The 15776-nt window shown below is 39.3% G+C and carries 15 protein-coding genes and 2 pseudogenes; 3 read left to right on the forward strand and 14 right to left on the reverse strand.

What is annotated here, in order from left to right; all coding sequences use genetic code 11:
• Positions 1-55 precede the first annotated feature (55 nt).
• The 6 genes from AACU95_RS00625 to bioB form a co-directional block, all read right to left on the reverse strand.
• Positions 56-1018 (reverse strand): DUF1266 domain-containing protein, encoded by a 963-nt coding sequence (locus AACU95_RS00625; RefSeq protein ID WP_004244470.1) that lies wholly within the window; start codon positions 1016-1018, stop codon positions 56-58.
• 184 nt (positions 1019-1202) lie between these two features.
• Positions 1203-3212: an excinuclease ABC subunit UvrB gene (gene uvrB, locus AACU95_RS00630; RefSeq protein WP_004247566.1), complete on the reverse strand. Its 2010-nt coding sequence runs from the start codon at positions 3210-3212 to the stop codon at positions 1203-1205.
• A gap of 470 nt (positions 3213-3682) precedes the next feature.
• A complete protein-coding gene (gene bioD, locus AACU95_RS00635) occupies positions 3683-4369 on the reverse strand; it encodes a dethiobiotin synthase (RefSeq protein WP_004244465.1) in 687 nt (228 codons plus the stop codon).
• Positions 4362-5129, reverse strand: coding sequence for a malonyl-ACP O-methyltransferase BioC (gene bioC, locus AACU95_RS00640; RefSeq protein ID WP_012367676.1), 768 nt, complete (start codon positions 5127-5129; stop codon positions 4362-4364). The genes bioD and bioC overlap by 8 nt, the downstream gene beginning before the upstream one ends.
• A complete protein-coding gene (gene bioF, locus AACU95_RS00645; RefSeq protein WP_141192033.1) occupies positions 5104-6267 on the reverse strand; it encodes an 8-amino-7-oxononanoate synthase in 1164 nt (387 codons plus the stop codon). The genes bioC and bioF overlap by 26 nt, the downstream gene beginning before the upstream one ends.
• Positions 6267-7304 (reverse strand): biotin synthase BioB, encoded by a 1038-nt coding sequence (gene bioB / locus AACU95_RS00650; RefSeq protein ID WP_004244460.1) that lies wholly within the window; start codon positions 7302-7304, stop codon positions 6267-6269. Before bioB ends, bioF begins: the two co-directional genes overlap by 1 nt.
• Positions 7305-7407: 103 nt before the next feature.
• On the opposite strand from bioB, the gene bioA reads away from it, so the two are divergent.
• Positions 7408-8685, forward strand: a complete 1278-nt coding sequence (gene bioA, locus AACU95_RS00655) for an adenosylmethionine--8-amino-7-oxononanoate transaminase (RefSeq protein WP_049211970.1) — start codon at positions 7408-7410, stop codon at positions 8683-8685.
• 56 nt (positions 8686-8741) lie between these two features.
• Here the strand turns inward: bioA and pgl are convergent, their stop codons facing one another.
• Positions 8742-9731 (reverse strand): 6-phosphogluconolactonase, encoded by a 990-nt coding sequence (pgl, locus tag AACU95_RS00660; RefSeq protein ID WP_141192032.1) that lies wholly within the window; start codon positions 9729-9731, stop codon positions 8742-8744.
• Positions 9732-9879: 148 nt separating this feature from the next.
• Between pgl and AACU95_RS00665 the strand changes: the two genes are divergently transcribed.
• Positions 9880-10701, forward strand: a complete 822-nt coding sequence (locus AACU95_RS00665) for a pyridoxal phosphatase (protein WP_012367674.1) — start codon at positions 9880-9882, stop codon at positions 10699-10701.
• Positions 10702-10765: 64 nt separating this feature from the next.
• Here AACU95_RS00665 and modC read toward each other — a convergent pair whose 3' ends face one another.
• The 4 genes from modC to AACU95_RS00685 all read right to left on the reverse strand — a co-directional run bounded on the left by modC (position 10766) and on the right by AACU95_RS00685 (position 13972).
• Positions 10766-11830, reverse strand: coding sequence for a molybdenum ABC transporter ATP-binding protein ModC (modC, locus tag AACU95_RS00670; protein WP_004244454.1), 1065 nt, complete (start codon positions 11828-11830; stop codon positions 10766-10768).
• The gene (modB, locus tag AACU95_RS00675) at positions 11824-12516 is read right to left on the reverse strand and encodes a molybdate ABC transporter permease subunit (RefSeq protein ID WP_004244453.1); all 693 of its coding nucleotides are present in this window, start codon (positions 12514-12516) and stop codon (positions 11824-11826) included. The genes modC and modB overlap by 7 nt, the downstream gene beginning before the upstream one ends.
• 17 nt (positions 12517-12533) lie before the next feature.
• The gene (gene modA / locus AACU95_RS00680) at positions 12534-13304 is read right to left on the reverse strand and encodes a molybdate ABC transporter substrate-binding protein (RefSeq protein ID WP_004244452.1); all 771 of its coding nucleotides are present in this window, start codon (positions 13302-13304) and stop codon (positions 12534-12536) included.
• 524 nt (positions 13305-13828) lie between these two features.
• The gene (locus AACU95_RS00685; RefSeq protein ID WP_004247559.1) at positions 13829-13972 is read right to left on the reverse strand and encodes an AcrZ family multidrug efflux pump-associated protein; all 144 of its coding nucleotides are present in this window, start codon (positions 13970-13972) and stop codon (positions 13829-13831) included.
• Positions 13973-14130: 158 nt separating this feature from the next.
• On the opposite strand from AACU95_RS00685, the gene modE reads away from it, so the two are divergent.
• Positions 14131-14922: a molybdenum-dependent transcriptional regulator gene (gene modE / locus AACU95_RS00690; RefSeq protein ID WP_004244449.1), complete on the forward strand. Its 792-nt coding sequence runs from the start codon at positions 14131-14133 to the stop codon at positions 14920-14922.
• Positions 14923-14987: 65 nt separating this feature from the next.
• Here modE and AACU95_RS17895 read toward each other — a convergent pair.
• The 3 genes and pseudogenes from AACU95_RS17895 to AACU95_RS00700 form a co-directional block, all read right to left on the reverse strand.
• Positions 14988-15135, reverse strand: a pseudogene (locus tag AACU95_RS17895) (contact-dependent growth inhibition system immunity protein); the annotation flags it as partial.
• A gap of 6 nt (positions 15136-15141) precedes the next feature.
• Positions 15142-15519, reverse strand: a complete 378-nt coding sequence (gene cdiI / locus AACU95_RS00695; RefSeq protein WP_049220035.1) for a ribonuclease toxin immunity protein CdiI — start codon at positions 15517-15519, stop codon at positions 15142-15144.
• 11 nt (positions 15520-15530) lie between these two features.
• Positions 15531-15776, reverse strand: a pseudogene (locus AACU95_RS00700) (EndoU domain-containing protein); the annotation flags it as partial.

The following is a 15776-nucleotide window of genomic DNA, read 5'->3' on the forward strand; positions in this document are numbered from 1 at the left end:
TTTATTAGATTATTTTCTTACTTTAACTGTGTAATTTTGTTTTACAAATAGACAATTAGCTATTAAGTGTTTTTAAAGTAATGCGTTCGCTGATCATTTCTTCTATTTCAGCCAGTGTCATAGGCACATCATTTTTCATAAAACCTAATCCAGCTACGGCTCGTGTAAAAGACATTAAATCTAATGGGGGTAGCTCCATTACCCAGTTTTCTTCTGTCGCTAAGGTATTTTCTGCTTTGAGTATATTTTGTACGACATCGGAAAATGTTTGATGTGATGATGCCCAATTTTGATCACCACTTGCCCATAACCAACGAGTAGCAATAAAGTTTTGCCACATATCTTCCCAACCATCATAAATACGACGTAGCATTGATGCACTCATTAATGACCATGTTTGTGCTTCTTGCTGGGTAATATAACCTTGTTGGCAGCCTTCTAAGCAAAGCTTGTTAAAACGACAAAGATCCCAAATAAGATATTTTACATTTTGGATATTCATTCGATTGGTGTTCATCATATCGATTTGCCATAAACGTTCATTTTTATCATTTTCAGTTAAATCAGATAATAAAATATCGTTTTTTAATGATTGAATATCTTCTTCTTTGCCATTCAAAATCTGGTCACGTAACTGGTAAAAGTCATTGGTATGACCTTGAGTCAGCAACCAAAATAATTGGTAGATTAAATCCCACCGATCATTAACTCCCCAAGCCGCTGATAGCCCACCATCATCTTTACCTTGATTATATTCGTTATATGCCCACTCATTCATTACCGCATAAGGGGCTGCGACATATAATCCCCATTCTTTGGGTAATAACTGATTTACTGGGCTTTCTGTTGCTGGAGACGATAAAACGGGCTCAGGCTCTGTTGTTGCTGGCATTGTAGCAGTGGGTAATTTATTGTCTTGCAATGCAAATCGTAACCACTTAAAAAGTATCACGAGGAAAAAACCACCAATAATGACTCCTACAGAGCTTGGAAACCCTGCATACACATAACCACTCATTCACTATCCTTAATGTCTTTTTTATCTTTGTAAATCATTGACTGTTTGTTAGTTGTAATATTTAAACAGTTGATTGCCAGGAAGGGAATAACAAAATAGATAATAATTGACAAAGAGAGAACAAAAAAAGAGCGCTATAAAAGCTATAACGCCCTTTGTAAGCCTATCTACTTACATTTTCTTATTAAGAATTAGCAATAAATTGCGCACGCAAAGTTTGTAATTTATCCCGTGTTTGAGCCGCTTTTTCAAATTCAAGATCTTTAGCATGTTGATACATTTCCGTTTCTAAGCGCTGAATTTCTTTTTCTAATTCAGCCGTAGAAAGTAATGGATAATCTTCATGAGTATCAACCGCTTTATGTCCTTTCTTATTACGGCCTTGAGTCGGTTGACCAATCTTAAGAATATCACCAATTTTCTTATTTAAGCCTTTTGGCACAATGCCATGTTCAAGGTTAAATTGTTGCTGTTTTTCCCGACGACGTTCTGTCTCACCAATGGCTTTTGCCATAGAATCTGTTATTTTATCGCCATATAAAATAGCTTTACCTTCAAGGTTACGAGCAGCACGACCAATCGTCTGAATAAGCGAACGTTCTGAACGTAAGAATCCCTCTTTATCTGCATCTAAAATCGCCACAAGAGAGACTTCTGGCATATCTAACCCTTCACGAAGTAAGTTTATCCCCACCAGCACATCAAATTCACCTAGACGTAAATCTCGGATAATTTCAACCCGCTCGACGGTATCAATATCTGAGTGCAAATAACGTACCCGTTCACCATGCTCTTCAAGATATTCGGTCAAATCCTCCGCCATACGTTTTGTTAATGTTGTCACTAATACACGTTCATTTTTAGCTGCTCGTATACGTATTTCTGATAATAAATCATCAACCTGTGTGGCAACAGGGCGAACTTCAACCACCGGATCAAGTAAGCCTGTAGGTCTAACCACCTGTTCTACAATGTCATTACCTGATTTTTCTAGCTCATATTTGCCCGGTGTTGCTGAAACATAAATGGTTTGTGGTGCTAATGCTTCAAACTCTTCAAAACGCAATGGGCGGTTATCCAACGCAGAAGGTAACCGGAAGCCATATTCCACTAACGTCTCTTTACGTGAGCGGTCGCCTTTATACATGCCGCCAATTTGCGGAATAGTAACGTGTGATTCGTCAATCACTAATAACCCATCAGCAGGCAAATAGTCAAATAGCGTTGGTGGTGGCTCACCAGGCCCACGGCCAGAAAGATAGCGGGAGTAGTTTTCAATACCTGAGCAATACCCCAATTCATTCATCATTTCTAAATCAAATTGAGTGCGCTGGGTAACTCGCTGCTCTTCAACCAATTTATCATTGGCTAATAGCACCTTACGTCTTTCAGCTAGCTCCTGTTTGATTTTTTCCATCGCATCCAGAATACGTTCGCGCGGCGTAACATAGTGGGTTTTAGGATAGACGGTGAAACGTGGCACATTGTAATGAATTTGCCCTGTGAGAGGATCAAATAGCGATAAACGCTCAACCTCTTCATCAAATAATTCAACACGTAAAGCGTAGTCATCAGATTCAGCAGGAAAGATATCGATCACTTCACCACGGACTCGGAAAGTACCGCGCTGAAAAGCCTGATCATTGCGGGTATATTGCAAATCAGCAAGTCGGCGTAAAATCGCACGTTGGTCAATAATCATGCCATTGCTTAAATGTAGCATCATTTTTAAATAGCTATCAGGATCACCCAAACCATAAATAGCTGAAACTGAAGAGACCACAATAACGTCTTTACGCTCTAAGAGTGCCTTTGTAGCCGATAGACGCATTTGTTCGATATGTTCGTTAACAGAGGCGTCTTTTTCAATAAAGGTATCGGAGCTTGGCACATAGGCTTCAGGTTGATAGTAGTCATAATAAGAGACAAAGTATTCCACCGCATTTTCAGGGAAAAACTCTTTCATTTCACTATAAAGCTGTGCAGCTAGCGTTTTGTTTGGCGCTAATACCATAGTAGGACGATTTAGGTTAGCTATCACATTGGCAATAGTGAAGGTTTTACCTGATCCGGTTACCCCTAATAAGGTTTGGTGAGCAAGTCCATCTTCTAACCCTTCACATAATGAAGCGATAGCAGTAGGTTGATCACCACCGGGTTTAAATTCTGAATGCAGTTTAAAAACTTTGCTCATATTCTTATCTCCTCGCAGACACTCCTTATGATACTGGATAAAAATCCAGCTTCAATCTCTATCTTACAAAAAATAATCTGAATAACGGATTTAAGTTATCCCCAGATTTTAATCAAAAAGTTTTTTAAAAAATCAACCCCTTATTTTAGGGATAAATCACTGAGAGTAAGTTGACGCTTTCGCACTATTGATTTTATTTAACTTATTAATAATAAACAATAAAAAATAAAAGTTGAGAATAACACCAATCTTTAGCAATGCCTTGTATTCTCTATATTTGGCGTATTTTTATTATGGTAATACACAAGGTTATCCACAGGAATAGTGGATAACTGAACAAAGTGCTTATACCACGGTAGGTTACAGCTTTTTTTCTTATTAAAAATAACCCTAATATTTAGCAAAAAAATAATTTTTTTATTTTTTTATACATGAAAATAAGCTGTTAAAATTGACTCAATGATGATGTATCAATGTGATTTGAGATAAGAGAGATCAAGATAAGAGGTAAAATTATGTTGTTTAACGTCTTGTGTTAAATAAGGAATTTTACCTAAAAGTGGTGCTTTAATATGCGCCATTAAAGTAGCTAAATACTGCTGTTGATACCGCCCGGCAGGCTCTACTTCATTTGCTACCCAACCCGCTAAAGTCAACCCTGATTGCCAAATAGCTTGTTGCGTTAATAATGCATGATTAATACAACCTAATTTAATACCCACCGTTAAAATAACGGGTAATTTTTCTTCAATCACCCAATCTGCAAAGAATTGGTTTGCTGATAGTGGCGTAAACCATCCCCCAGCACCTTCAACTAATACCCAATCTGCGCGTTGTTGCAGATAAGATAACCCCTTCGACATAACCTGAAAATCAATAGGTTGTTTTGTTTCTTCGCTCACAATATGAGGTGATGTGGGGGTTTCAAAGCAATAGGGATTCACTTGCTGATAAGCCAAAGGGACGCTACTAAACTGTTGCAACGTTAATGCATCACTATTACGTAAACCTTCAGGTAACCATTCGCTACCAGATGCGACAGGTTTATAACCCGCCGTTTGATATCCTTGTTGTGTAGCACATTGTAATAATGCACTACTTACGACGGTTTTACCGACTTCGGTATCTGTTCCTGTTAAAAACCATGTTTTAGCCATGAGAAATCTTTCCTATAACGAGTTCATAAGTAAGTAAATATTTACCAGAGTCTGTTTTGCGCCAAACTTGCTCTAATTGACGCAGTTTTTGGCGTGTCATTAATCCTTTTGGCCGTTCTCCTTGCACAAAATTCGCGCCTACCCCTTTTAATGAGGTAAAAAGCTCAGGCAATGATGCATATTGTTCTGTCACCTTTTCAGTCACAAATTGATATTGAAAACCACTACAGGCTTGTTCAATCTGTTGGTAAGAGAGGAACGGGTTAACATGTTGGTGGTTATCAAGAAACTGCCAAGCATCTCGTACCTCTTGTAACGTTGATGTTGCTAACGTAGAAAAATAGAGCGCCCCTTGTGGATTGACGACACTCATTAAGCTATTTACCGCAATGGCAAGATCATCACACCACTGCATAGCTAAATTGCTAAAAACGATATCTATGCTGTGGGGGGTGATCGCACAGTGCTCAATATCACTTTGTAAATAACAATTAGCCCGTTGTTGTTGTCTCGCCACTTGTAACATGGCATGAGATAAATCAAGTGCGATAACAAACCGTCCTTGTTGTCGCCATTTTTGACTGAAATACCCAGTGCCACACCCCGCATCTAGCACCCTATCCCCAGCTTGGTGGCGAGCTAAATACATCAATTTATCACCACTATAACGTTGAATAGAGGCATGATGATCATAATGGCTAGCCGCTTTACTAAAACACTGGGCTATCTGCTGTTTATCTGTTTTGATTGAAGAAACCATGAAGAAGCTCGATTAACATCGCAATGTCGGAAATTTGGTGACGAGTCGTTAAAGTAATGCGTAAACGTGCGCTGTGAGGGGGTACAGTCGGTGGAAAGATCGCTTTTACCCAGAAACCTTCACGTTGTAAATAGTCTGAAAGTTGTTGACAGCGTAGTTCATCACCAATAATTAACGGTTGAATGGCTGTTTGTGAAGGTAATAATGTGACTGGAAGTGATGAGACACCTTGACGGAAAAAGCTAATAAGTTGTTGAAGATATTCTCGTCCTTCATCATCTTGTTTAATAACTTTTAACGCTGCATGTAAAGCAACGGCTTGTGCGGGGGGCATTGAGGTACTATAAATTAAGTGACGTGAATATTGTTCGAAAAACTCAGCAGTCGCCTTATTACACAGTACAGCCGCACCACTAATGCCAAAGGCTTTACCAAAAGTCGCTATTAATAACTCAGGTTTAATCCCTGCTTCATGGCAACTCCCTTTACCTTCTTTACCTAACACGCCAATACCATGCGCATCATCAACCATTAACCACGCCTGATGCTGTTGACTTATTTCTGCCATAGCCGCTAATGGCGCTTTATCACCATCCATGCTAAAAACCCCTTCTGTCACGACTAAGCTTTTATTCGCAGAGGTTTTATGAAGTCGCTGAGATAGAGATGGCGCAGAATTATGCAAAAAGCGCCATAAACTCGCCGGTGATAAGATAGCCGCTTCCATTAATGAAGCATGACAAAGTTTATCGGCAATGATGGCATCTTCTTTTTCAAGTAATGTCGCAATAACACCTTGATTAGCACTATAACCTGAAGAAAATAATAGCGCATGATCGTACCCTAACCAGTCAGCGAGTTGTTGCTCTAACTGCTGATGGGCCTGTGTAAAACCGGTAATATGACCCGATCCCCCACTCCCTACACCATATTCATTCGCACCACGTTGCCATGCTTGAATAACATCAGGATGTTGGCTTATCCCTAAATAATCGTTACCAGAAAAATTAACATATTTATCACCAGACAGTGTGATTAAATAGCGTCCATTGCTATGCTGGATCACCTGTCTTTTTCGCCATAATGGCGTATTTCTACGCTCATTAAGTCGCTTATCTAGATAGTTTTGCCAACTCATTACAGTGCCGCGTTATAAAATTGTTCGGTGTCTTTTTCAGCAACAGCTTGTAGCAACACGTCTTCTTGTTGCTGATCGCCCATTGAGACAGATAATCTTTCAGGATTTAAACCAAGCTTACGGAATAATTGGTGATCTTTATCTTCAGTGGGATTCGTGGTCGTTAATAATTTGCAACCATAAAAAATGGAGTTTGCGCCAGCCATAAAACAGAATGCTTGCGTTTGTTCACTCATTTGTTCACGCCCTGCTGAAAGTCGCACATAAGAGCGAGGCATCATAATACGAGCAACAGCAATAGTCCGAATAAAATCAAAGGGATCGACATCTTCATTATCAGCCAGTGGCGTACCTTTAATTTTGGCTAACATATTGATAGGTACACTTTCCGGCGGTTGCGGTAAGTTAGCTAATTGCACTAACATAGCGGCTCTATCTTTGACCTCTTCCCCTAAACCTAAAATGCCTCCAGAGCACACTTTAATGCCAGCATTACGTACTTTATCTAAGGTATCTAAACGGTCTTGATATGTCCGGGTGGTAATAATGCTGCCGTAAAACTCAGGTGATGTATCAAGATTATGGTTATAAAAATCCAGTCCGGCTTGTGCTAAGCGTGAGGCTTGTGAATCATCAAGCTTACCCAATGTCATACAGGTTTCCATACCTAGCGCTTTCACTTCTTTGACCATCTGCTCAAGATAAGGCATATCACGCTCATGTGGATTACGCCAAGCCGCGCCCATACAAAAACGGGTTGAACCAGCTGCTTTTGCTTTTTTGGCTGATTCAATCACTTGTTGTACTTCCATTAAGCGCTCTTTTTCTAACCCTGTTTTATAGCGCGCACTTTGGGCACAATATTTACAATCTTCAGGACAAGCGCCTGTTTTTATCGACAGTAAGGTGCTGACTTGAATTTGTGAAGGATCAAAATGTTGACGATGCACTTGTTGCGCTTGAAAAACCAAATCTAAAAATGGCATATCAAACAGTGCCCTAGCTTCTTTTAATGTCCAACGTTTTAACGTACTCACAATACATTCTCCTGTTCAAAAGTGATTGCCAGTTTAAATAATAGGGTTATCATGTCAACTAAAATTGATCACACTAGGTTTACATGATTAACTGGAAAGTAAAATGACACCCGATGATATTGCTTTTGATTTACGCCATATTTGGCACCCTTATACCTCGATGAGTAACCCATTACCGGCTTATCCAATCGTAAGTGCAAAAGGGGTTGAACTCACTTTAGCGAATGGCAAACAATTAATTGATGGTATGTCTTCATGGTGGGCTGCGATCCACGGCTATAACCACCCTGAACTCAATACGGCGGTAACAGAACAACTAGCAGCAATGTCCCATGTGATGTTTGGTGGTATCACCCATCCCTCAGCGGTTGCTCTATGTCGAAAACTATTGGCTATCACTCCCGCCCCACTAGAGTGTATTTTCCTCGCTGATTCAGGCTCTGTAGCGGTTGAAGTGGCGATAAAAATGGCATTGCAATATTGGCAGGCAAAAGGTGAAAAACGCCAGCGCATTGTGGCATTAAAACGCGGTTATCATGGTGATACTTTTGGTGCGATGTCGGTGTGTGATCCTGACAATTCGATGCATAGTCTCTACAAAGGCTACCTGCCGAATCATCTGTTTGTCGAAGCGCCAAAAACCGGATTTTATCAACCGTGGGACGCTACTGATATAGACGATTTACGCACCACATTAGCGCAACATCATCAACATATTGCCGCTGTGATGCTAGAGCCAATCGTCCAAGGGGCTGGTGGTATGCGCATATACCACCCAGAGTATTTAACACAAGCTCGAGCGTTATGTGATGAATTTAATGTGTTATTAATTGCCGATGAAATCGCCACTGGATTTGGCAGAACCGGTAAATTATTTGCTTGTGAACACGCGGGGATCTCCCCCGATATTATGTGTGTAGGTAAAGCATTAACAGGTGGTTATATGACGCTATCCGCCACGTTAACTACACGCCATATTGCCGATACTATCAGCCAAGGTGATGCAGGTTGCTTTATGCATGGCCCTACCTATATGGGGAATCCTCTTGCCTGTGCGGTGGCGAATGCTAGTTTATCGCTATTAGAACAAGGTCACTGGGTTAATCAAGTCGCCCAAATTGAAGCTCAACTTAAAACCGAATTATTACCCTTAAAGCAAGCAAAAAGCGTTAAAGATGTGCGGGTACTTGGTGCTATTGGTGTCGTAGAAATGGTTGAGCCAGTCAATATGGCTAAACTACAGAAATACTTTGTCGATGAAGGGGTTTGGATACGGCCTTTTGGTCAACTGATTTATATTATGCCTCCTTATATTATATCACCTGAAAAGCTCACTAAACTCACTCAAGCAATTGAGAAAGCGGTTAATCTTACCAATTAATTATTTTGTTTTAATATCTCTAGCGGCATCATCTACCGCTAGAGAGCAAGCAATACTTATTTGGTGACTACAGTGACCCACATCGCCCCTTTTCCGACTGGGTAACAAGCTAATTCCGTTAATGCGCCGGTTTGCCTATCAATACGAGAAACAGAGACAAAATCAGATTTCTGACCGCAAGAAATGAGATAATTTCCTGTATTATCAAGATTAAAACCGCGTGGTTGTGTCTGTGTTGTATAATGACCTACAGGTTGTAGATGATCCCCTGCTTCTGAAACTGCCATTACACTCATCAAGCTTTCCGAACGTTCACTGGCATAGAGGAAACGACCGTCTGGGGTAATATGGATATCAGCGGCCCAACGTGTGCTATTGAAAGTTTCTGGCACCATATCGATGGTTTGCATTAAACGATAAAGATCACCCATACGACGATAAACATTGATTGTTGCATCTAATTCATTAAGGCAATAAAACACTTCGCCATTAGGATTGAACGCTAAATGACGCGGCCCTGCATTTATTGCTGTGGTTAACTCTTCGCTACGCGCTTCACTTAAATGTCCCTCTTCTGAAAGATTAAATAGACGAATATGATCTTCACCTAAACAGGGAACAATAAGCTGCTTGTTATGCCAATCAATATTAGAAGAGTGTGGTTTATTTAATCCTTCAATAAGTTGTATTGGTGCTTGAGCAATACCTTGTTGATTAATCGGCAATACCGCTAAGTTACCTTGGTGATAAGAAGGAACAAACAAAAAACGTTCTGTTTTATCCAAGCACAGATGAACTGGTGCACTTGGAATTGCCGTTATTGCTTTTTGTTCTAACTGGCCATCAGGTGCGATTTCAAAGGTCACCACACTAAAATGAGGACGAATGCCAACATAAAGATGTTTTCCATCTGCACTAGCCACCATAGGTTGAACTTGTCCTGCAACTTCAACAACCTGTAGTAGATGCATCTCTCCCGCGTTATTTAATGTATACGCATGGATTTGATGACTCTCTGGACTTGCTACGTAGACTACCTGTTTCATCCTTTCTCCTTAAAATCGATTACCTATTGATTTATAAAGAATAATAACTTAACCAACTGATACCTGTCACGATTAAGCTAGTTTATCTTTGCTAGGTTAACGTGTAACATCAGCATCATTGCATCTTTATACTATCAAGGGGCTTATTATGTCGTACCGCGTTATTGCACTGGATCTTGATGGCACATTGCTTGATGACCAAAAACGTATCCTACCGGGATCTTTAACTGCTCTTAATCTTGCCAGAAAAGCGGGCGTTAAAGTACTCATTGTAACAGGTCGTCACCATGTTGCTATTCATCCATTCTATCAAGCGCTAGATCTTGATACACCCGCTATCTGTTGTAATGGTACTTATCTTTACGACTACCTCGGTAAAAAAGTGCTTGAATCTGATCCTTTAACCCCCGAAGAAACACGCGCGGTACTCGACTTGGTTAAACAAACCGATGTGCATCATTTAGTCTATGCAGATGATGCAATGATGTATGATCAACTTACCGCTGCCGTACAACGTACACTTAATTGGGCTGATACTCTTCCTCTGGCACAACGCCCTAATTTAGTCAAAGTAGATGATTTTTACCAAGCAATGCATCATGTTGATTCTATCTGGAAAATAGCGACCACAACCCCCAATCACGATGAGTTACGTGCTTTAATCGAACAAGTAGAACAACAAGTCGGCTTAGAGTGTGAATGGTCTTGGGTCGATCAAGTTGATATCGCCAAGAAAGGTAATAGCAAAGGTCGCCGTTTACAGCGTTGGGTTGAAGCTAATGGCATGAAGATGAGTGATGTTATGGCGTTTGGTGATAACTTCAATGACTTAAGTATGTTAGAGCACGTTGGTTTAGGTGTTGCTATGGGTAACGCATCAGATGAGGTCAAAGCACGCGCTAAACTGGTGACTAAAAATAATAATCAGCCCGGTATTGCAGAGACTATTCATAAATATATTTTGTCTTAAATACTTGCTATTCAAACAACAAAGCCTCATCTATGACGAGGCTTTATTTTTATAAATCAATAAATTAAAGATGGCGACTTAGTGAAATACTTTTTATTTGCGCATAAAGCCACTGCCCTTCTTGAATATTGAGTTCATCTCTCGCCCAAGGGGTGATCCGCGCCCATAAATAATTGCCATCATTAACCAGTTTCACATCTACCTGATCATCATGTTTGATCATTTCGACCACTTTCATATGTAATATATTACGGATACTACTATTTGATGGGCGAGTGGTAGTTAACGATACATCTGAAGCATCAATACGAACGCGCACATCGCGACCTATTTTTGCCTCGATTTGTGGCAACCACAGTACTTGATTACCAAAGGCGGTCGCCGTCATCGCATAATGGCTATGATGTTCAACGACCATAACATTTGCAACACTGCTTAACGTCTCTTTTTGTAACCAAGGGCGTAATGCGCTACTGGCCCAAACATCTTCTAACTTACCCATTGCCTTAATTTTTCCGGCATCCATAACAATCACATTATCAGCAAGTCGAATAATCTCATCTAGACTATGGCTCACATACAAAATAGGTATTTGTACATCTTGTGAAAGTTTTTCTAAATAGGGTAATAATTCACGCTTGCGGGGTAAATCAAGAGAGGCCAATGGTTCATCCATTAGCATAATATCGGGTGCAGTTAATAATGCACGTCCAATAGCCACACGTTGTTTTTCACCACCAGATAGCGTAATAGGAAAACGCGAAAGTAGATGTTCGATACCTAATAGATAAATAATTCTATCAAACTGTACTTTCATTGTTGGTGACATACCGTAAAGTAAATTTCCTTTTACGGTATAATGAGGAAATAGTCGTGCATCTTGAAATACATAGCCTACTTTGCGCTTTTCGGGTGGCAGATAAATTTTCTTCTCAATATCCACCAATGTGTGATTATTTAACACAATATGTCCTGAATCAGGTTTGGTTAAACCACCAATCACATTAATGAGCGACGTTTTACCTGCGCCAGATAAGCCAAATACCGCCGTGATACTTTCTGTTGGTAATTGAGTATTCACTTCCAGACACAAAGAGCCCAGTGTCTGTTTAAAATTCATCTCTAGCATACGCCCCCCAATCTTTTACGACCCCAACGAGTTAGCCACTCTGAAGCCATTAAAGAGACGAGCGCCAAAATAATTGCAATGACACATAAACGGGCGGCATCCATTTCTGCCCCCGGTGTTTCAATTAACGTATACATAGCCAAAGGGATCGTTCTGGTTTCCCCTGGAATATTGGAGACGAAAGTGATTGTGGCGCCAAATTCACCTAATGAGCGAGCAAAGGCCAATACGATCCCCGCAATAATGCCGGGCATAGATAATGGTAACGTTATAGTAAAAAAGACACGTAATGGTGATGCGCCTAATGTTCTTGCCGCTTGTTCCATACGTTGGTCGACAGCTTCTAGTGCTAGTCTAATTGCTCTTACCATCAGTGGAAATGCCACAACAGCTGAGGCAAGTGCCGCCCCTCGCCAACTGAAGGTAAAACTAAATCCAAACCAATTATATAGCCATTCACCAATAAATCCGCGTCTCCCCATGCTAATTAATAATAGATAACCAACAACAACGGGAGGTAAAACTAAAGGTAAATGAATAATGCTATCAAGCAATGATTTACCGGGAAAACGAACCCTAACTAACAGCCAAGCCATCAATATACCAAAAGGAAGACTAATTATTACTGCAATTGTCGATACCTTAAGGCTTAAAAGAATCGCTTGCCATTCGTATTCACTTAACATCTCCAAAAGTATAATTCCTAAAGTGGGCTAAAGCCGTATTTCTTAAAAATTTCTGCGGCTTGAGGTGTTTTTAGATAGTCATAAAAATCACGAACAGCTTTATTATCCTGTCCTTTTACAACTGCCATTGGATACTCAACAGGTTTGTGACTATCAGTTGGGAATACCCCAACCACTTTCACTTTGTCACTGGCAACAGCATCAGAGCCATAGACAATACCTAATGGTGCTTCATCTCGTTCAACTAATGCCATGCCGCTACGAACATTATTAGTGCGCGCCATTTCCGGACTCACCACATCCCATGCACCTAAATATTCTAATGACTCTTTAGCATAGATACCAACAGGTACATGATCTGGATCACCCACAGCTAATTTTCCACCATTAAGTAAGGATTTCCATTTAGTATCCTTATTAATAACAACATTGTTTAATTTGCTATCTTTAGGGGCAATTAACACTAAGTCGTTACCTAATAATGTATGTCGTGAATCAGTCACCATTAAATTCTTATTAATAACATAATCCATCCACTGCTGATCGGCAGAAATAAATAGATTTGCAGGTGCTCCTTGCTCAATTTGGCGAGCAAGTGTTGAAGAGGATGCATAAGAAGCAACGACATCCGCTTGTTTTTCCTGTTTATATTGTGCCGAAATTTCATTAAGCGCATTAGTGAGAGAAGCCGCCGCAAATACCGTTATTTTTTCCGATGCCATGCTTTGGCTCACTAAAGCAAAAGAGATAATCGCACCAGCCAGTAACTTACCTGATAATTTTTTCATGTTGAGTTCCACTTAAATAGGACAATAACCACGCTGTATATATCAAGATATAACGTAAAATGAAAGGATAAGTTGATTAAAATTGGTTATATATCAATAAATATAGCGATAAATAGGGAGACAAAAATGGCGATAGCAATGGAGATAGCAATGGAGATAGAAATGCAATCAACAACGCGACAACTTGAAGTTAAATAGCTAACAGCTAAATACTCTAAATAATTCAAGGTGTAGCTAGGCGACAAGTGAATGAGTCGCTAGGAGCATATATCAGTATATGACTAGTGCGAATAAACGCAGTCAACAACGCGACAACTTGAAGTTAAATAGCTAAATACTAAATACTCTAAATAATTCAAGGTGTAGCTAGGCGACAAGTGAATGAGTCGCTAGGAGCATACATAAGTATGTGACTAGTGCGAATGAACGCAGTCAACAACGCTACAACTTGAAGTATGACGAGTATTTGAGGAGTATTAAAAACAGCCCTTCACAATAAAGGGCTGTTCTAAATAGAGGGGTAATTATGCTTTTTTATCAGCCTTTGACTGACTAGGTGAAATTAAGTTAAAAATCTCGCCTAAACCATAAATAATGCCCATGATAAGTACCATCACAACAGGTACCATCAAGAGAGCGAACCCTAAACTTTTCAATAATTCAAACATGATAACCTCTTTATCATGGTATATTCGGAAAGCCAGAGTTGGCATTTCTTCACGAATAACGAATAATAACGCTATAGTTGTATCTATTCTAGAGAATTATCGTTTTGTGTCGGCACAAAAAATGCGATAAACAGACAAACCAGAAGAAGCCTATCATTATGCAAGCAGAAATATTACTGACACTGAAACTTCAAGATAAGCTCTTTGCTGATCCACGCCGTGTTGCGCTGTTAAAACAAATTAAAGCAACAGGCTCAATTAGCCAAGGGGCGAAAATGGCGGGCATTAGTTATAAAAGTGCTTGGGACGCTATCAATGAAATGAATCAACTGGCTGATGAACTCCTTGTTGATAGAGCAACTGGCGGTAAAGGGGGTGGAGGCGCCACACTGACTCATTATTGTGAACGCTTACTACAACTTTATGATCTATTAGGACAAATTCAACAAAAAGCCTTTGATGTATTAAAAGACGATTCATTACCTTTAGACAGCCTTTTAGCGGCTATTTCACGTTTTTCGTTACAGACCAGTGCCAGAAACCAATTTTTTGGCACCATTATTGAACGCGATCACTTACAAGTACAACAACATGTTAATGTTCAGCTTGCTGATCAAAAAACGGTTATTCGCGCGGCGTTAACTGAAAAAAGCGCCGATCGTCTAAATCTTAAAGAAGGCAAAGAAGTACTCGTTTTAATTAAAGCGCCATGGGTCAATATAGAAAAAGGCGCCTCTGTAGCACAACAATATGACAATGCGCTATCAGGCACCCTAACCCAAATTGAAACGGGCAATGAAAATAGCGAATTAGTGGTAACGTTAGAAGGTGGACTAGAAGTGTGTGCGACTTGTTCTAACCAGCATGTTACACAACAAAAGCTACATATTAATGATACCGTAACAGCGTTATTTAATGCCGATCAGGTGATTATCGCCACATTATGTTAATTATTAGCATGATGGCTTTTGAGTAAAAATAACACCATCACTTAATTGATATTTTAAAAATTATATTAAGTGATGGTTTTTCGACTAATACAACGTGTAAAAGCTTTTTTTTATTGAAGCACCTAAAACCTCATCACTACAATTGGCTTTTAATGTAATAATTGCACTATCAGATATTCCCTCACCTACCCAATGATCCATACGTAAATGGTTTTTCATTTATAAACTAACATGATTTAATCTATTTTTTGATAGTATCATTTTAATTTTTATCTTATCTTCAGGATGCATTAACAAATATTTTTCACAAGACAATCTAATAAATTGATAACAAGTATCTTCGCTTACAATAACAATATCTTTATCTGTTAGAGGATATCCTATTCCAAACTTAACACCTAAAAAATGATCAGATACATCAGCGCTATTCATATCTGGGAAAAAGCAATATATTCCATCGAGGACAAAAGATTCTTTTTGTACAATATTAGAAACAGCATCTAAAAAACAACCATCATTATATATAAGATCAAAATAACTTTTTATAGTCCAATTAGGCTCACTCTTTTCATAGGGTAATTCAAATAAATATTTCATCAATAATGCTCCTACTTAGGATGGAAATTAGTAACCATCTTTGTTTCTTTATCTAAATATACTCTAAAAGTTATGCCTTCTGACATTGCATCATAGGATTGCAATTTTTTATCTAACGCATTCTTATACTCATTAGCTGCCGCTTTTTGACCTAATTCAAGTATTTTTTGGTCAGAAAAAATCTTGGGATCATAAATTGCTTTTTTAAAAGGTTGAGCACCATTACCTTTATAATGAGTTATTTCTCCAGTTTGGGG

The organism is Proteus sp. G4415 (genome assembly GCF_963896075.1).
GTDB classification, from domain to species: Bacteria; Pseudomonadota; Gammaproteobacteria; order Enterobacterales; family Enterobacteriaceae; genus Proteus; species Proteus mirabilis.